The sequence below is a fragment of the Streptomyces sp. NBC_00510 genome (assembly GCA_036013505.1).
Lineage (GTDB): Bacteria > Actinomycetota > Actinomycetes > Streptomycetales > Streptomycetaceae > Actinacidiphila.
In genome coordinates this window covers 5,169,835-5,187,271 of the sequence record CP107851.1, presented here as the reverse complement: position 1 = coordinate 5,187,271, position 17,437 = coordinate 5,169,835, and the positions used below count along the sequence as shown (strand labels likewise).

Annotated in this window: 18 protein-coding genes; 5 read left to right on the top strand and 13 right to left on the bottom strand. The window is 74.8% G+C overall.

Features of this window, described 5'->3' with window-relative positions:
• Positions 1-9: 9 nt before the first annotated feature.
• Positions 10-768: a cobalt-precorrin-6A reductase gene (locus tag OG937_23405; GenBank protein WUD74430.1), complete on the bottom strand. Its 759-nt coding sequence runs from the start codon at positions 766-768 to the stop codon at positions 10-12.
• A gap of 21 nt (positions 769-789) precedes the next feature.
• On the opposite strand from OG937_23405, the gene OG937_23400 reads away from it, so the two are divergent.
• Positions 790-1,890, top strand: coding sequence for a cobalt-precorrin-5B (C(1))-methyltransferase (locus OG937_23400; GenBank protein ID WUD74429.1), 1,101 nt, complete (start codon positions 790-792; stop codon positions 1,888-1,890).
• 358 nt (positions 1,891-2,248) lie between these two features.
• Here OG937_23400 and cobM read toward each other — a convergent pair whose 3' ends face one another.
• Both cobM and cbiE read right to left on the bottom strand, forming a co-directional pair.
• Entirely contained in the window at positions 2,249-3,019 is a 771-nt protein-coding gene (gene cobM, locus OG937_23395) for a precorrin-4 C(11)-methyltransferase (GenBank protein WUD74428.1), read from the bottom strand.
• Complete coding sequence (gene cbiE, locus OG937_23390; protein ID WUD74427.1) at positions 3,016-4,257, bottom strand: precorrin-6y C5,15-methyltransferase (decarboxylating) subunit CbiE; 1,242 nt, start codon at positions 4,255-4,257, stop codon at positions 3,016-3,018. Before cbiE ends, cobM begins: the two co-directional genes overlap by 4 nt.
• A gap of 102 nt (positions 4,258-4,359) precedes the next feature.
• Here cbiE and OG937_23385 point away from each other — a divergent pair, with 102 nt between their 5' ends.
• Complete coding sequence (locus OG937_23385; GenBank protein ID WUD74426.1) at positions 4,360-5,577, top strand: pyridoxal-phosphate dependent enzyme; 1,218 nt, start codon at positions 4,360-4,362, stop codon at positions 5,575-5,577.
• A gap of 9 nt (positions 5,578-5,586) precedes the next feature.
• Positions 5,587-6,531: a ribose-phosphate pyrophosphokinase gene (locus tag OG937_23380; GenBank protein WUD74425.1), complete on the top strand. Its 945-nt coding sequence runs from the start codon at positions 5,587-5,589 to the stop codon at positions 6,529-6,531.
• Here OG937_23380 and OG937_23375 read toward each other — a convergent pair whose 3' ends face one another.
• From OG937_23375 to OG937_23345, 7 genes are all read right to left on the bottom strand, one after another.
• Positions 6,532-6,753: a hypothetical protein gene (locus OG937_23375; protein ID WUD74424.1), complete on the bottom strand. Its 222-nt coding sequence runs from the start codon at positions 6,751-6,753 to the stop codon at positions 6,532-6,534.
• Entirely contained in the window at positions 6,750-7,148 is a 399-nt protein-coding gene (locus OG937_23370; GenBank protein WUD74423.1) for a hypothetical protein, read from the bottom strand. The genes OG937_23375 and OG937_23370 overlap by 4 nt, the downstream gene beginning before the upstream one ends.
• A gap of 47 nt (positions 7,149-7,195) precedes the next feature.
• Positions 7,196-8,692 (bottom strand): HAMP domain-containing histidine kinase, encoded by a 1,497-nt coding sequence (locus tag OG937_23365; GenBank protein ID WUD74422.1) that lies wholly within the window; start codon positions 8,690-8,692, stop codon positions 7,196-7,198.
• Entirely contained in the window at positions 8,689-9,408 is a 720-nt protein-coding gene (locus OG937_23360; GenBank protein ID WUD74421.1) for a response regulator transcription factor, read from the bottom strand. Before OG937_23360 ends, OG937_23365 begins: the two co-directional genes overlap by 4 nt.
• A 200-nt stretch (positions 9,409-9,608) precedes the next feature.
• A complete protein-coding gene (locus OG937_23355; GenBank protein ID WUD74420.1) occupies positions 9,609-10,157 on the bottom strand; it encodes an excalibur calcium-binding domain-containing protein in 549 nt (182 codons plus the stop codon).
• A 202-nt stretch (positions 10,158-10,359) separates the two neighbouring features.
• Positions 10,360-12,174, bottom strand: a complete 1,815-nt coding sequence (locus OG937_23350; GenBank protein ID WUD74419.1) for an APC family permease — start codon at positions 12,172-12,174, stop codon at positions 10,360-10,362.
• 117 nt (positions 12,175-12,291) lie between these two features.
• Complete coding sequence (locus OG937_23345; GenBank protein WUD74418.1) at positions 12,292-13,596, bottom strand: hypothetical protein; 1,305 nt, start codon at positions 13,594-13,596, stop codon at positions 12,292-12,294.
• Between the two features lie 96 nt (positions 13,597-13,692).
• On the opposite strand from OG937_23345, the gene OG937_23340 reads away from it, so the two are divergent.
• Positions 13,693-14,178: an FxLYD domain-containing protein gene (locus OG937_23340; GenBank protein ID WUD74417.1), complete on the top strand. Its 486-nt coding sequence runs from the start codon at positions 13,693-13,695 to the stop codon at positions 14,176-14,178.
• A gap of 26 nt (positions 14,179-14,204) precedes the next feature.
• On the top strand, positions 14,205-14,633 hold the full coding sequence (locus tag OG937_23335) for a hypothetical protein (protein ID WUD74416.1): 429 nt from the start codon (positions 14,205-14,207) through the stop codon (positions 14,631-14,633).
• Here the strand turns inward: OG937_23335 and OG937_23330 are convergent.
• The 3 genes from OG937_23330 to OG937_23320 all read right to left on the bottom strand — a co-directional run bounded on the left by OG937_23330 (position 14,603) and on the right by OG937_23320 (position 17,366).
• Entirely contained in the window at positions 14,603-15,544 is a 942-nt protein-coding gene (locus OG937_23330) for a YihY/virulence factor BrkB family protein (GenBank protein WUD74415.1), read from the bottom strand. The genes OG937_23335 and OG937_23330 overlap by 31 nt on opposite strands.
• Positions 15,545-15,688: 144 nt before the next feature.
• Positions 15,689-16,087: a DUF1992 domain-containing protein gene (locus OG937_23325; GenBank protein WUD74414.1), complete on the bottom strand. Its 399-nt coding sequence runs from the start codon at positions 16,085-16,087 to the stop codon at positions 15,689-15,691.
• 118 nt (positions 16,088-16,205) lie between these two features.
• The gene (locus OG937_23320) at positions 16,206-17,366 is read right to left on the bottom strand and encodes an NAD-dependent formate dehydrogenase (protein WUD74413.1); all 1,161 of its coding nucleotides are present in this window, start codon (positions 17,364-17,366) and stop codon (positions 16,206-16,208) included.
• Positions 17,367-17,437 lie beyond the last annotated feature (71 nt).

Genomic DNA, 17,437 nt, shown 5'->3' with positions numbered 1-17,437 from the left:
GACCCCCGTTCAGGCCGTGCGCGCGCGGAGCCACTCCAGCGCGCCCGGCACGTCCGGGACGACGGGGACGCCCTCCGGGACCGGCGGGCGCTCCACGACGACCACGGGCAGGCCCAGTTCGCGGGCGGCCGCGAGCTTGGGCGCGGTGGCGGTGCCGCCGCTGTCCTTGGTGACCAGCACGTCGACGCGGTGCCGGCGCATCAGCTCCCGCTCCCCGTCCAGGGTGAACGGGCCCCGGTCCAGCAGCACCTCCATCCGCGGCGGGTGCGGCGGCTGCGGGCCGTCCACCGAACGCACCAGGAACCACAGGTCCGTGACCCCCGCGAAGGCCGCCAGCCCCGTACGGCCCGTGGTGAGGAAGACCCGCCGCCCGAGCTCCGGCAGCACCCGGGCCGCCTCCGCCAGTGAGGCCACCGGGTACCGGCGGTCGCCGGGACCGGCGACCCACCCGGGGCGCCGCAGCGCGAGCAGGGGAACATGGGTGGCCGAGGCCGCCTCGGCGGCGTTGAAGGACATCGTCCCGGCGAAAGGATGGGTGGCGTCGATGACCACGTCGACCGTGTGCGCGCGCAGCCACGCCGCGAGCCCCGCCGGGCCGCCGAAGCCGCCGGTGCGCACCTCCCCCGGCGGCAGCCGGGGCCGCTCCACCCGCCCCGCGAGCGAGCTGGTGACCCGCCACGCCGCCGGCTCGGCGGCCAGCGCCTCCGCGAGTCGGCGGCCCTCCGTGGTGCCGCCCAGGACGAGGACGTGCTGCTGTCTGCCGGTCACCCCCGCACCCTACGGGGCGCCGTGAGTGGCGGCCGGAGCGCCCAGCTGGAGCGGACCGGGCTGCGGCACGGCTGGACCACCGGCGCCTGCGCGACGGCGGCCGCCACCGCCGCGTACACCGCCCTGCTGGGCGGCGAGTTCCCCGACCCGGTGACGATCACCCTGCCAAAGGGGCAGCGCCCCGCCTTCGCCCTCGCGGTGGAGGAGCGCGGCCCCGGCTGGGCCACCGCCGGCGTCGTCAAGGACGCCGGGGACGACCCCGACGTCACCCACGGCGCGCTCGTCCGGGCCACCGTGCGCCACGGCGCCCCGGGCAGCGGGGTCGTCTTCCGCGCCGGCCCCGGCGTCGGCACCGTCACCCGGCCCGGGCTCCCGCTCGCCGTCGGCGAGCCCGCCGTCAACCCCGTCCCGCGCACGATGATGCGCGACCACCTCGCCGAGGTCGCGGCCCGCCGCGGCGCCGCCTGCGACGCCGAGATCACCGTCTCCATCGACGACGGCGAGGAGCTGGCGCGCAGCACGTGGAACCCGCGGCTCGGCATCCTCGGCGGGCTGTCGGTGCTCGGCACCACCGGCATCGTCGTGCCCTACTCCTGCTCGGCGTGGATCGACAGCATCCGGCGCGGGGTGGACGTGGCACGGGCGGCGGGCCGCACCCACGTCGCGGGCTGCACGGGGTCGACGTCGGAGAAGGTCGCCGTCGCCGTGCACGGGCTGCCCGAGGACGCGCTGCTGGACATGGGGGACTTCGCGGGCGCCGTGCTGAAGTACCTGCGCCGCCACCCGGTGCCGCGGCTCACCCTCGCGGGCGGCTTCGCCAAGCTGTCCAAGCTGGCCGCCGGACACCTCGACCTGCACTCCTCCCGCTCGCAGGTCGACAAGGCCTTCCTCGCGGACCTGGCCCGCCGCGGCGGCGCCGACGAGGCCCTGGCCGAGGCCGTCGCCACCGCCAACACCGGCCTCCAGGCCGTCCAGTCGTGCCTCGCCCACGGCGTACCCCTCGGCGACCTGGTCGCCGAGGCCGCCCGCCGCACCGCCGTCGGCGTCCTGCGCGAGGCACCCGTCGCCGTCGACGTCATCTGCATCGACCGCGCCGGGACGATCGTCGGCCGCACCGGCTGACCCGCCGCGCGGAGCCGGCCCCGTCGCCGGGCTCGACGCGTGAGAGCCGCGGGAACGTTCACCGTCACGGCATTCGTGCCGACCGGGCTCGTGCCGGGGCCGCCCGTGACCACCGGGACCCCGGTCGGGGTCGCCACGATCGGGAAGCCCTTCGAGGGCGAGGGCACCTTCGACTTCTCGCACCCGGCGACGGCCTCCGGAAGCGAGCGCGCCGCCGGGTTCTCCGTCGTCGTCCCCACGAGCGGCACCGCCGCACCGACCGGCATCACCGGCACCGGCCGGGCTCGCGATCGACGAGGACGGCACCCAACGGATCCGGTTCGACCACGACCTCGGCTGAGGCCCCGAGCGGGAACCGCTAGGAGGATGCGCCGCAGTCCGCCGCGTGGCGGTGGACGCGCTCGGCCGAGTACAGGTGGCTGTCGCGGAACTGCTCCGCGCCCAGCGTGCGGCCGACGATGATGACCGCGGTGCGGACCACACCGGCCGCCTTGACCTGCTCCGCGATGTCGTCGAGCGTCCCGCGCAGCACCAGTTCGTCGGGGCGCGAAGCCATCGCGACGACGGCCGCCGGGCAGTCGGCCCCGTAGTGCGGGGTGAGTTCGGCCACGACGCGGTCGACGTAGCGGGCCGCCAGGTGCAGCACGATCAGCGCGCCGCTGCGGCCCAGCGTCGCCAGGTCCTCCCCCTCCGGCATGGGCGTGGCCTGCTGCGCGATCCGGGTGAGGATGACGGTCTGGCCGACGGTCGGCACCGTCAGCTCCCGCTTCAGGGCCGCGGCGGCCGCCGCGAAGGCGGGGACGCCGGGGACGACGTCGTACGGGACGCCGGCCGCGTCGAGGCGGCGCATCTGCTCGGCGACGGCGCTGAACACGGAGGGGTCGCCGGAGTGCAGCCGGGCCACGTCGTGGCCCTCCTCGTGGGCGCGGACCAGCTCCCGCGTGATCTGGTCGAGGGTGAGCTGCGCCGTGTCCACGAGCCGGGCGTCCGGCGGGCACTCGGCGAGCAGTTCGCGGGGGACGAGGCTCCCGGCGTAGAGGCACACCTTGCTGGCCGCCAGGATCCGCAGGCCGCGCAGGGTGATCAGGTCGGCGGCGCCGGGTCCGGCGCCGATGAAGTGGACGGTCATGGCTGCACTCCCGCGGGTTTGACGGCGGACCACTGGGTGACGGGCATGGCTTGGCGCCAGCCCGTGAAGCCGCCGACCGGGGCGGCGTGCGCGACGGCGAGCCGGACGAGTTCGCCCCCGTGCCGCGCGTACCACCGCGCGAGCAGGGCCTCGGACTCCAGCGTGACGGTGTTGGCGACCAGCCGCCCGCCCGGCCGCAGGGCCGCCCAGCAAGCCTCCAGGAGGCCGGGCGCGGTAAGCCCGCCGCCGACGAAGACGGCGTCGGGGACGGGCAGTCCGTCCAGCGCGGCAGGGGCGGCGCCGGTCACCACCCGCAGTGCCGGGACGCCGAGCGCGGCCGCGTTCCGGGCGATGCGCTCCGCGCGGACGGCGTCGCGTTCCACGGTGACCGCGCGGCAGGTGCGGTGCGCCCGCATCCACTCGACGGCGATCGAGCCCGAGCCGCCGCCCACGTCCCACAGCAGCTCGCCGGGCGCGGGCGCGAGCGCGGCCAGGGTCGCGGCCCGTACGTGGCGCTTGGTGAGCTGCCCGTCGTGCTCGTACGCGCCGTCGGGCAGCCCGGGGACCAGGCCCAGCCGCGGTGCGGCCGCCGGCTCCGCGGCGCACTCGACCGCGACGACGTTCAGCGGATCGCCGGGCGGGTGCGGCCAGTCGCCGGCGGTGCCGTCCAGGATCCGTTCGCGGGGCGAGCCCAGCTGCTCCAGCACCCGCAACCGGCTGACGCCGTAGCCCCGTTCGCGCAGCAGCCCGGCCACCGCGGCCGGGGTGTCAGCGTCCCGGCTCAGCACCAGCACCCGGCGTCCGTCGTACAGCGCGCCCGCCAGCGTGGCCGGTGGCCTCCCGACCAGGCTCACCACGTCGGTGTCCTCCACCGCCCAGCCGAGCCGCGCGCAGGCGTACGACACCGAGGAGGGGTGGGGCAGCACCCGGAGGCGGTCCGCTCCCAGCACCTCGGTGAGGGTCCGGCCGATGCCGTGGAACATGGGGTCACCGCTGGCCAGCACCGCGATCCGCCGCCCCGCGTGCGCGGCGATCAGCCCCGGCACGGCCGGCCGCAGCGGCGACGGCCAGGCGACCCGCTCGGCGGTCACCTCGGGGGGCAGCAGCTCCAGCTGGCGCGGGCCGCCGAGGACGACCCCGGCCCCGGTGAGCGCCTCCCGCGACGCCGCGGGCAGCCCGGCCCAGCCGTCGGCGCCGATCCCGACGACGGCCACGGGGGCGGACGCGTCGTCGTCCATCACGGTCACCTCGGAGGTCGGCGGGAACGGTCGCGCACAGCAGCCGCACTCTACGTGAAGTGCCAGGTGAGCCCCGGGCCCGGGGCCACTACGCTCGGACGCGTGGCAACGGACTCCCTGGCCGTCGGCCAGCGTTCGCTCGGTGACCCCGCCGTCGGCTACCCCCTGTGGCCGCCGCTGACGGAAGGCTGCCCGCGGACCAGCACGGACACCGTCTCCTACCCCGTCGAGGTCGACTACGCCTACGACCGCGTCCCGGACGGCCTGTTCGGCGCCGCGGGCGCCCCGGGCGCCACCCCCCGGCACGGCCTGGACCGCTGGGCGCCCCTGCTGCCGCCGCTCACGGCGCCGGGACTGGGCGAGGGCGGCACCCCGCTGGTCGACCTGGGCGGCGGGGTCCTGGTCAAGGACGAGTCGCGCAATCCGACCTGGAGCCACAAGGACCGCCTCAACCGCTGCACGGTCAGCGCGGCCCTCGCCTGCGGCGCGCCCGGCGTCGTCGTCGCCTCCTCCGGCAACCACGGTGCCTCCGCCGCCGCGTACGCCGCCCGGGCCGGGCTGCGCTGCGTCGTCCTCACCTCCCCGCAGGCACCCCCGGCGGTCGTCTCCTTCCTGCACGCCTACGGCGCCGAGGTGCTGCCCGTGCCCGTGGAGGCGCGCTGGCCGCTGGTCCGCCGCATCAGCGAGGAATACGGCCTCCACCCGGTGAGCAACCTCACCCCGACGCACACCGGGCACCCCTTCGGGGCGGAGGGCTACAAGACCGTCGCGTACGAGGTCTTCGGTGACGTCGGCGTCCCCGCGGCGGTGTTCGTCCCCACCGGCTACGGGGAGCTGCTCTTCGACGTCGCCAAGGGCTTCGCCGAACTCCGCCGCCTCGGCCTCACCTCCGCCGTCCCGCGCCTGTTCAGCTGCGAGCCCGCCGCGGGCGGCCCGCTCGCCGCCGCCCTCCGCCGGGGGCTGCCCGCGGTCACCGTGCCGGTCGCCCCGACGGCCGCCTACTCCATCGCCTGCCAGGTGGGGAGTTACCGCGGGGTCCCGGCGATACGTGACAGCGGCGGCGAGGCCCTGCTCGTCACCGACGCCGAACTGGCGGCGGCGCGCGCCGAGCTGGCCCGCGCGGGCCTGTGGACGGAGCTGTCCGCCGCGGCCGGGCTGGCCGGGCTCCGCCAGTACGGCGCTAACCGCTTCGACGGCCCGGTGGTGTGCGTGTCGACGTCCAGCGGCTTCAAGGACATCGGAGTGGGAACCCTGCGGGTGCCGCCGCTCGCCCCCGACTGGGACACCGTGCTGCACCGTCTGGGTGAACCCGGCCCCTAGGATGACCCCGTGCGCGACATCGCGGTCTTCAGCGGCAGTGCCCACCCTCGACTGGCCTCGGAGCTCTGCGCCCATCTGGGCGTGTCGCTCAGCCCGGCGCGCGTCAGCCGCTTCGCCAACGACTGCCTGGAAGTGCAGTTGCAGGCCAACTGCCGCGAACGGGACGTCTTCCTGATCCAGCCGCTGGTCGCCCCGGTCCAGGAGCACCTGGTGGAGCTGCTGCTGATGTGCGACGCCGCACGGGGCGCCTCCGCGGGCCGGATCACGGTCGTCATGCCGCACTACGCCTACGCGCGCTCGGACAAGAAGGACGCCCCCCGGATCTCGATCGGGGGGCGTCTCGTCGCCGACCTGCTGGTCGCGGCGGGCGCGAGCCGGGTGCTCACCATGACCCTGCACTCCCCGCAGGTGCACGGCTTCTTCAGCGTCCCCGTCGACCACCTGCACGCGCTGCGCGAGCTGGCCGCCCACTTCCGCGGCAACGACCTGTCGCGCACCACGGTCGTCTCCCCGGACCTGGGCAACGCCAAGGAGGCGGCCGCCTTCGCCCGGATGCTGGGGGTGCAGGTCGCGGCCGGGGCCAAGCAGCGGTTCGCCGACGACCGGGTCAGCATCGGATCGGTGATCGGCGAGGTCGCCGGCCGGGACGTGATCGTCCTGGACGACGAGATCGCCAAGGGCAGCACGGTCCTGGAACTGCTGGCGCGGCTGCGGGAGCTCGGCGCCCGTTCGGTCCGCGTCGCCTGCACGCACGGCCTGTTCGCGGCGGGCGCCCTCAAACGCCTGTCGGAGCAGCCGGACGTGCTGGAGATCGTGTGCACCAACACGGTGCCCGTGCCGGAGGAGCAGCACACGGAGAAGCTGCGGGTGCTCTCCGTGGCGCCCGCCCTGGCCGAGGCCGTGCGGCGGATCCACGACGGCGAGTCGGTCAGCGCCCTGTTCGACCCGGCCTGATCAGCCGTCCCCGCGCGCCGCGTCGGCGTCCGCCGCGGCGGCCGCGCTCTCCGCGTCGTCGACGATGTGGGAGAGGTCCGACGGAGCTGCCGGGGCGTCGCCCGCGGGCGCGGTGGCCGGGGCGGTCGGGGCCGAGGCGGAACCGCCGGACGGGCCGCAGGCGGTGAGCAGTCCCGCGCAGGCCGCCGCGGCCACGGCCAGTGCCGCGAGGCCGCGGGTCACGAGGCGGCCCCGTTGTCGTGGGAGGCGCACCAGCTGCGGACCCGCGCGAGGTCGGTGCGGCGCTTCTCCAGGGTCGGCACGAGGGACTTGCGGAAGGTCAGCCGGTCGTTGAGGTAGGTCGCGATCTCGTCGTGCCCGGCGGCCTTGGCGCCTGCGACCCGCTTCTCCAGCCGCTCGACCGAACCGCGCCGGGTGACCGGCCCGTTCAGCCGCTTCAGCGCCCGGTCGATGCGCGCGTCGATCTTCCCGGCGCGCTTGCACAGGCTCTTGGCGCCGTCCCCGGTGGGCGCGGCGGCCGGGGACGGGCTGCCTCCGCTGTCGGCGGTGGCCGGGCCGGCGAGGCCCAGCAGGGTGACGACGGTGGCCAGGGCCACGACGGTGGTGCGGGCTCGCATGAGGTCCTCCCTCGGGTCGGAAGCGCGGAGCGCCTTCACCACGGAAGCTAGGGACCGTCTTTGTGGAAACCTTGTGGCGCCTCGGAGCGTTCGGACAGCCAGTCGCGGCGCGGCAGCGGCAGGGCCGGTTCCGGGTCGCGGACGCCGCTGAGCGGGAGCCGCACCTCGAAACGGGTGCCGGGCGTGCCGTCGGGCCGGTCCAGCACGGCGATCGTCCCCCGGTGCAGTGCGATCTGCTGGGCGACCAGGGTCAGTCCGAGCCCGGAACCGGGGCTGTCCGGACGCCGGTGGAAGCGGGCGAAGACCGCGGCCCGCGCCCCGGGCGGGATGCCGGGGCCGTGGTCGTCGACGGTGAGGACGACGGCCGGAGCCCGTTCGTCGCGGCTGCGCCGCAGCAGCACCTCCACGTCGGGCCGCCCTCCCGGAGCGCGGCCGTGGACGGCGGCGTTGGCCAGCAGGTTGTCCGTCATCGAGCGCAGCCCCTGCTCCCAGCCGTGGACGAGGAGGCCCGGCGCGGCCGTCACCTCGACCCGCGCCTCGGGTTGGCGGCGCCTCAGGCTGGCCGCGGAGGCGTCGACGAGTTCGGCCGCGTCGACCGGGCCGAAGGCGTCCTCCTCGACGAGGTCGCCCTGGGCCAGGGCGCGCAGCATGACCAGCAGGCCCAGCACGCGGGCGTGTTCGGCGCGCAGGTCGTCCACGACCTCCTGGCGTTCGCCCTCCGGCAGGCCGGGGTGGCCGGCGAGGATGTCGAGGTTGGTGCCCATGCTCATCAGCGGGTTGCGCAGCTCGTGGGAGGCGACCGCGGCGAACGAGCGGGCGGTGGCGAGCGCCTCGCCGGTCCTGCCGGCCTGCTCGTCGTAGCGGGCGAGCACGGTCTGAAGCGTGCGCGCCAGGTCGTCGACCTCGGTGATCCGGGCCGGGGTGTGGTCCAGGCGTACGGCGCTGACGCGTGGGTCGAGGCCGCTCGCGCGCTGCTGGAGCCGGCGCAACGGGCGGACGGCGCGTCCCGCCGCGGCCCAGGCCAGCAGCCCGGACACGGGGGCGGCCAGCAACGCCACCGTCACCACCCGGCGGCGCACCTGCTGCAGCTGGGTCTTCGTGGCGGCGTCCGGCGAGAACAGCCACAGGGTGCCCCGGACCCCCTTGCGGCCGCCGTTCACCGGCACCGACAGCACGCGCCAGCGGGCGCCCCCGGCCCGGATCGTGACCGGTGAGGACGCGCGGGCGGGCAGCGGCGCCGACGCGTCCGGCTGGGGGCCGCCCGACACCGTGCCCTCGGGACCGGTCAGCCGGATCCCCACGTCGAGGGCGGAGCTGAACAGCCGACGCGTACGGGCCTGTTCGGCGGCCGGACGGTCCGCGGCAGTGGCCCGCAGCAGGGCCTTGGCGTCCGCCGCGACGGCCGTGGCGCGCTCCCGCAGATGGGCGTCCTGCTGGGCGTGCAGGTCGGTGGCGACCAGCCGGATCAGCAGCGCCCCGGAGCCGAGGACGAGCAGCGGGACGACCACGCCCACGGCGAGCGCCACACGCGTGGCCAGCCTCACGACCGCTCACCCCGGTCGTCCCGGTCGTCCCGCAGGACGAAGCCGACGCCGCGCACCGTGTGCAGGATCCGCGGCCGCCCGCCCGCCTCCATCTTGCGTCGCAGATAGCTGACGAAGGTGTCCACGGCGTCCGTGCGCACGTCGAAGTCGTAGCCCCAGACCCGGTCCAGCAACTGGTCGCGGGTGAGCACCAGCCCGGCGTTGCGCGCGAAGACCTCCAGCAGCTCGAACTCCCGCCGGGTCAGCGCCAGGGGCTCCCTGTCCAGCCGGGCCTCCCGCGTCGCGGGGTCGATGAGCAGGCCTCCGGCGCGCACCCGCCCGCCCGCGGCGGGGGGACGGCGGCGCAGCAGCGCTCGCAGCCGCAGCACCAGTTCCTGCAGCGCGAACGGCTTGACCAGGTAGTCGTCCCCGCCCGCCTGGAGCCCGGCGACCCGGTCGGCCGCCTCGTCCAGGGCGGAGAGCATCAGGACGGGGACGTCGTTGTCCTCCTCGCGCAGCGCGCGGCACACCTCGATCCCGCTGAGGTCGGGCATCGAGATGTCGAGGACCACCACGTCCGGCGCCCCCTCGCGTACGGCGGCGAGCGCGGCCCTGCCGCCGTCGGCCAGGCTCACCGAGAAGCCGTCCAGCCGCAGCCCCCGCTGCAGCGACCGGCGTATGGCCGCGTCGTCGTCGGCGACCAAGACCCGGCCACCCGTGTGCGCATCGGTTCTCACGGCCGCGATGGTAGGCGCAACCGCCCGACCACGAAGAGGCCCCGGGCGGAGGCGGTGCCGGTGCTGCCCGGGTCACCGCCTCCGTGGCGACCGCCGGGGGGAGCGCTGAAGCCCGTCCGCGGCGCCGCTGCCGGCGAGTTCACGCGACCACCCGCTGCAGGTCGCCACGAACGGCGGCACCCCGCCGCCCCCGAAGGCGGCTACTCGCAGGCGACTCCATCGCCGTCACGATCGAGCCCACTCCGGTAGCCCGGGTCACCCGCGTGGAGCGGAGCGGCCCCGGCAGCACGGGCCGCAGCACAGTTCGCGTAGTACGCGCTGCCGCCCCCACCCCCGGAGCTGCTGCCACCGCTGCCGGACCCGGCGGCCTTGACGGTCTTGGTCACCGTGACCCTCGGCAGGGGCTTCGCCTTGACGGTCTTCGTCACGGTGGGAGCGGGCTCCGCCGAGGCGGTGACGGTAGCCGTGGCGGTCGCGGTGACGGTGGCCTTCGCCGTGACGGTCGGCCTGGCCTTCACCTTCGCATTGGCCTCGTCGACGGTGCCCTGCGTACCCAGACCCGTGATCAGCGTGCCGATCAGGTAGAGCCCGACTCCCCCGAGCCAGACGCGCTTGCGCTTGTACAGCGGCCTGGAGTCCGGTCTTCTCGGCGCGGCGGGGGCGCCGTACGGGTTCGTCGGCGGCTGTACCGCTCCCGGCTGCTGCGGCCTCGGACCCCACCCCTGCGGCTGCTGCGGGTTGTTGCTCACGTGGTTCCCTCCCCATACGACTGCGGACGGCATCGTCCGCATGGCGCCCGTGGGCTGTTGACCTTGCCCGGAGATGACCGAGGAGCACAAGGCCATCACTCCCCCTTCACGGGAGGCACACACTAGCGAGGTGCCGCGGCAGTGGGACACCCCCCGGTATCGCGCTGACCAGGAGACCTCCGTCGGAGGCGCTCAGTACCCGTCAGATGTCCAGCCGGTACGGCAGGAGGCAGACGACGGCGTCGGTGCGGGCGCGCAGGATCGTGGCGAGGAGGATGCCGCGCTGATTCTGCAGGATGCGGTACCGGGCGTGGCGCGGCTGGATCTCGGGGATGAGGACGGCGATCTGCCGGCCGTCCTGCGACATGCGGCGGACGTAGGAGAGGATCGGCAGCACCAATGAGCGGTGCGGGCTCTCGATGACGTCGAGGCGGACGCCGGGCTGCCAGCGGGCCCACGTGTCGAGCAGGTCGCGTGCCTTGGCCTGGTCGGGCTCGACGGTCACCGCGACGACCTCGTCGCCGAGGGCGATGGCGGCGGTCAGCGCGTGCCGGGCGAGCTTGCTGACCCCGCCGAGGGGAACGATGACCAGGCTGTTGGTGCGCCGCGGCCGGTCGGGGACGGTGCCGAGGCCGAGTTCCCTGCCGACCTCCGCGTAGTAGTGCTCGATGCGGGCGAAGAGCAGCATCAGCAGGGGCACCACGACGACGACCATCCACGCGCCCTCGGTGAACTTGGTGGTCACCAGGATCACCCCGGCCAGCGCGGTCAGCAGGGCCCCCAGCCCGTTGAGCGCCGCGCGCGGCACCCAGCCGCGCGGGCGTGCCCCCGCCCAGTGCCGGACGAGCCCGGTCTGGCTGATGGTGAAGCCGGTGAACACCCCGATGGCGTAGAGCGGGATGAGCCGTTGCGTCTGCGCGTCGACGGCGGCGATCAGCAGCGCCGCCACCACGGCCAGGGCGACCACGCCGTAGCGGTAGACGGGCCGCTCGGCGCGCAGCCCGAACACGTGGGGCAGCCGGTTGTCCCGGGCGAGCAGGCTCATCAGGACCGGCAGGCCGCCGAAGCTGGTGTTCGCGGCCAGCCCGAGGACGAGGGTGACCAGCAGGTTGCTGACGTAGTACGGCCACCCGGTGCCGAAGGAACCCGCGGTCAGCTGGGCCAGCAAGGTCACGCCGCCGCGCGGGGCGACCTCGTCCCGGCGGATGAGGAAGGCCAGCCCGATCAGCATCAGCCCCAGCAGCGCGCCGAGCATCAGTTCCGTGCGCTGGGCGCGGCGCACCTTGGGCGGCCGGAAGGAGGGCACGGCGTTGGCGATGGCCTCCACCCCGGTCAGGGCGGAGCAGCCGGAGGAGAAGGCCTTCAGGACCAGCAGGACGCTCAGCGCCTCGGTGACGTGGACGGGCTGCGGGGTGCCGACGACGGCCGCGGGCTGGTCGCGCAGCAGGCCGGCGACGACGATCCCGCCGATGGACAGGACGAACAGCGCGGCGGGCAGCATCAGCACCCGCGCGCTGTCGGCGACGCCGCGCAGGTTCACCAGGGTGAGCAGGGCCAGCCCGCCCAGGCAGATCTCCAGCAGGTAGGGGGTGAGCGAGGGGAACGCCGAGGCGAGGCTGGCGGCGCCGGCGGCCAGGCTGACGGCGACGGTGAGCACGTAGTCGACGACCAGGCTGCCCGCCGCCAGCAGGCTCACCCGCCTCCCGAGGTCCTTCTTGGCCACGGCGTAGGAGCCGCCGCCGTCCGGGTGCACCGCGATGACCTGCCCGTACGAGATGACCAGGACGACCAGCAGCCCCGCGATGACCAGCATGACGGGCAGCGTCACGGTCAGGGCCGCGGTCCCGGCGGCGATCAGCACGAGGACGATGGCCTCGGGGCCGTACGCCACCGAGCTGAGGGCGTCCAGCGACAGCGCGGCGAGCCCCTGGACGCTGGTGAGCAGGGAGCGGTCCCCCTCGCCGTGCCGCAGCGGCACCCTGGGCCGCTCCTGGCGGCGTGCCAGGCCGAAGGTCATCGCCCGCCCGCCGGCTGCGTCTGGCTCATGGCTGGTCTCCTCCGCCGGCGGGCTCTTCCGTCAGCCTCCGGCGGCGGCCTTCCCCGCGCAGCGCGGGGCGGCCGATCGGGTGAGCGGTCAGTCGGGACGGGCCAGGAACTCCACGACGGCGAGGACGAACACGACGGCGAGGGCCAGCCCGAGGACGACCCAGCCGGTCGGGTAGGACCAGAAGGCGAGCGCGAGGGCCGCGGCGGCGACGACGATCCAGCCGACCGGCAATTTGTGGCGGACGAGCCAGGGGCCGACGGGACCGGTCCGCAGCCCCACCCGGTGCGCCGCGTCGCCCGCGCCGCCCAGCACGGACTCCCACACCCCGCGGGTGCGGCGGGCGTACCGGCCGGGCCCGCTCAGCCAGGCACCCAGCGCGACGACGACGCCCAGCACGAACACGGCGCGGACGGTCCCGCGCAGGAAGCGGATCAGGGTGTCGTAGACCGTCCCCGCGGCCTGCTGGTCGACGCTCGCGGGCAGCGCGTCGAGGTAGATCGCCCGGAAGACGGTCAGCGCCGCACCGAGCACGAGGGCGGCGGCCGCGAAGCCCAGCGCGGCCGCGACCAGGGCGCGCCGCCTGCGGACGGCGAGCAGCACACCCGCGGCCGCGAGGACGACGGCGACGATCGGCAGCCAGAAACCGGCGAGTTGCAGGAGCCGGAAGGCGGTCCTGATCTTGCCGACCTTGTCGGAGCGGACGACGGTGAGGTCGGTGTGGATCTCGGGGATCTTCGCGGCGATCGTCAGGCCCGCGTCGACCAGCCGCTGCTTGACCCGGTCGATGACCGGGGCGAGGTCGATGGCCACGGTGTCGTTGGTGAGCTTGACCGCGCCGCCTCCCTGGCCGGTCAGCGCCTTGTCGAGCGAGTCGTGGATCCTGCGGTTGGCGTCGGTCCAGGCCTTCTCGAAGGCGTCGCTGCGCACGACCTTGTCCGCCGTCGAGTGCACCAGGCTCTCGATGCCGCTGGTCAGGGGGCCGGAGACACGGCTCAGCAGTTCGTCCAGGCGGGGGCGGTCCTGCGGGGCGACCTCGTCCAGGAGGCTCTTCACGTCGATCTGCTGCATCACCACGGACGTGATGCGGTTGGCGGCGGCGTTCTGGACGGCGGGGTCGCTCGCCAGGGGCGCCACGGTGGCGACGTAGCGGTCGGTGTCCCCGATCTCGGAGTCGACCCAGACGGCCAGCGCGCTCAGCGGCACGAAGACACAGGCCACGACGATGAACAGGGCGGAGAAGAAGGCCCGCACGGGGCGTCGTCGGTGCGGCGGCGGGGCCTGCGGTCCGGCTCCTGCGGGAACGGTCTCCCGTGCCTCCCGCGCCTCCAGCGCCGACAGCCGGGCGCGCAGTTCGGCGAGATCGTCACGCCCCTGGGGCGCTGCATCCGCCATGCCACCGCCGCCTCTCCTTCACCACGCGACACGGCAATTTAATACGTATGGTGAGTGATGTGCCATTTGAGGCGCATGAGTCTGTGGAGGTAGGGAATGACGAGGCCGTACCGGGGCCGCGCGGTGTGCGCGGCGGTCGCACTGTCCGCCGTCGTGCTCACCGCGAGCGCCTGCTCGGACAACGACAGCACCCCCGCCGAGAAGGCGTCGAAGGCCGCGTCCGCCGCGTCCTCGCTGGTGTCCGAGGGCGCGGAGGCCGTCGCCTCGGCGACCGCCGCCGCGCAGTCCCAGCTGGCGAAGATCAAGAACGGTGTCAACGCGAAGGACGACGTCAAGCTCGACCCCGTGACCGTCGAGGGCGGCAAGGCCACCACCAAGGTCACGGCCACCAACAGCGGCGACAAGCAGGCCACGTACACCGTCGAGGTGACCTTCCGCGACGCCAGCGGGAACCTCCTCGACGCCGCCGTGGTCAACGTCGCCGACGTGGCCCCGCAGAAGTCCGGCGAGGCCACGGTACGCAGCAACCGCGACCTGACGGGCACGGTCAAGGCCCAGGTGGAGCGGGCGCTGCGGCACTGAAGCACCATCACCGCGAGGAGGCAGCCATGGCAGCCACCGGCACGACACCCAGGACCGGCAACCACCGCAACGGTTGGGTCAGCGGCGGCGTCACCTTCGCCGGCGTCCTGTTGCTGGTCGACGGTGTCCTGGCGATCTTCCAGGGCATCTCGGGGATCGCCGCCGACAACGTGTACGCGCGCGTCGGCACTTACGTCTACAAGTTCAGCCTGACCGGGTGGGGATGGATCCACCTGGTCCTCGGAGTGCTCCTGGTGGTCACCGGAACGGGGCTGCTCAGCGGCGCCGCGCTCTGGTCACGCATCCTGGGTGTCGTCCTGGCGGGCCTGGGCATCATCGTGAACTTCCTGTACCTGCCCTACCTGCCGTTCTGGTCGGTCATCCTGATCGCGCTCGACATCTTCATCATCTGGGCGCTCGCCCACTACCGGCCGGAGCGCTCACCGGCCGCCTGACCGCCGCCCGCCCGGCCCTCCCCAGGCGGCGGGCCGGGCGCGGCAGGCGCGGCCCCGCCCCCGGGCTGGTCGCCGTGGAACACCGCGCCCACGGTGAGGCACACCGTCGCCACGACGCACAACGCGATCAGCCCGGACAGCAGGGTGAACACCGAGCCCAGCGAGCCGTACGTCTGCAGGCTGCGGTTGAGCGCCGTCGGCACGTACAGCGGCGCGGCGAAGACGGCCGTCTCCAGGACCACCGCAGTGAGCAGCGCACCCGGCAGCAGCGGCCACCATCCGATCCGGCCGCCCAGCAGCAGGTGCTGGGTCCACCACCAGATGCCCACCGCGCTCGCCAGGGACAGCGGGACGCCGAGCCAGCGGCCGGCGCCGAAGCCCTCCCGCAGCGGCCCCTGGACCGCCAGGTAGAGCAGTGCCGCGCACACCCAGGCGAACCAGCGCCAGGCCGCGATCCGCGCCGCCGACTTCGGCAGGTGCCAGGCGCGTTCGCACACCCGCTGCATCGCCCGGCTGCAGGCCGTCGCCGACAGCAGGGCCATCAGGGTGCCCACCACGCCCACCGTCCCCCGCAGGTTCCCGGGATCGGACTCGTAGACCGAGCGCAGCTGGTCACGGGCGGGACCGGAGAGCCCCAGCACCCGCACCAGCGAGTCGAGGAGTTCCTTGCGCACGCCCTCCGGCGCGAGGGACGCGATGACGAACAGCAGCGGCACGGCGGTCAGGAAGGCCTGGGCGGCCAGCCGGGTGGCGGCGTCCAGCACGTTGACGCTCAGCAGCCGGGCGACGAGCCGGGTGATGATGGGGAACCGCCGCTCCGCGTCGACCCGCAGGGCGCGCGCCCGCCCCGGCAGGTCCGCGAACCGCGCACGGAGCCCCTCCGGGATCCTGACCCGTGGCCGCCCTTTCACAGTCCGACTATTTTTCAGCCCGCCGGGCCCCGCAACCGGGGGGCGCCGGCGCCGGCCCACCGGCCGCCCGGGCGAACCGGATGCGGGCCGCCGCGAGTTGTCCGCGCCCTGGGCCACCGGCGGGCGGGCGTCTGAGGTGCGCCCTCAGCCGCGCTCCGCGCGCCACCGTGCGACGACGTCCTCCACCTCGTACGGGACGAGGTTGAGCGGCGGGCCGTCCATGGGGGTGCGCAGGCCCGTGCGGATCTTGTCGTTGACCTCCTCGACGATGCGGCGCACCTCGGGTTCGGAGGGGGCACGGGAGGCGGCGTCCATCGCGTCCTCCACCTCCTTGCGCAGCCTGAGGCTGGCCGGGAGGTGGGACAGCCCCTCGCGGGCCATCTTCTCCCTGATCCACCACAGCTCGTCGTAGGGCCGGTCCAGACCGGCCAGCGGCTTGCCCGCGCCGGGCAAGTTGTCGAAGGCGCCGCGCTCCGCCGCCTCCCGGATCTGCTTGTCGACCCAGGACTCGAAGGGGACGCCCGGTGGCTTGCGCTCCGTCATGGGGTCGATTCTCCCTCCCGCCGGCCCGGGGCGGGAAGGCCGGGGTGGGCGGGGGCGGCGCCTCGCGCCGACCGGGCCGCCGACCCGCGCGCCCTGCGGGTCGGCGGCCCGGGGCCGGTCAGCCGCTGATGGAGTACGAGTGCGCCCCCGTACCCGCCAGCGCTCCGCCCGCGACGATCAGGTACTCGTCCCGGATCGGCCTGCCGTCCAGCCAGCACTCCAGGATCTCGCGGGTGCCCGCCGCGTACCGGGCCTGCGCCGACAGCGAGGAACCGGAGATGTGCGGGGTCATCCCGTGGTGCGGCATGGTGCGCCAGGGGTGGTCGGCGGGCGCCGGCTGCGGGTACCAGACGTCACCCGCGTAGCCCGCCAGCCGTCCGTCCCGCAGGGCCCGGTCGACGGCGTCCTGGTCGACGATCAGCGCCCGTGCGGTGTTGATGAGGTAGGCGCCGCGCTTCATGGTGTCGATCAGCTTGTCGTCGAAGAGGCCCTCGGTCTCGGGGTGGAGCGGGGCGTTGACGGTCACGACGTCACAGTGCGGCACCATGTCGGCGGCGCTCTCGTGCCAGGTCAGCCCGAGCTCCTGCTCCACGGCCTCCGGCAGCCGGTGCCGGTCGGTGTAGTGCAGCTTCACGTCGAAGGGCGCCAGCCGGCGCAGCACCGCCAGCCCGATCCGGCCGGCGGCGACGGTGCCGACGTGCATGCCCTCCAGGTCGTAGGAGCGGGCCACGCAGTCGGCGATGTTCCACCCTCCGTCCAGGACGACCCGGTGCGAGGGCAGGTAGTTGCGCACCAGCGACAGCGTCATCATCACCACGTGCTCGGCGACGCTGATGCTGTTGCAGTAGGTGACCTCGGCGACGGTGATGCCGCGCGCGACGGCCGCGTCCAGGTCGACGTGGTCCGAGCCGATGCCCGCCGTGACGGCCAGCTTCAGGTTCCCGGCCGCGGCGATGCGCTCGGGCGTCAGGTAGGCCGGCCAGAAGGGCTGGGAGATGACCACGTCGGCGTCGGCCAGCTCGCGGTCGAAGACCGACCCGTCACCGTCCTTGTCGGAGGTGACGACCAGGGTGTGGCCGCGCTCCTCCAGGAAGCGGCGTAGGCCGAGTTCGCCGGAGACGCTGCCCAGCAGCGCGCCGGGGGTGAAGTCGGTCGCCTGCGGCGTGGGGGTGGTCTGGCCGCCGGGGTAGTGGTCGATGCGCGGCAGGTCGTCGCGGGCGTACGTGGTCGGGTAACCGTCGGCCGGGTCGTCGTACAGGACGCACAGCACCTTTGCCATGACTGCGGCTCCTCATCCGTGAAGTGGACGCTGCGGAAGGTCACTTCACGGTCGCGGCCCGGCCGCCGGGG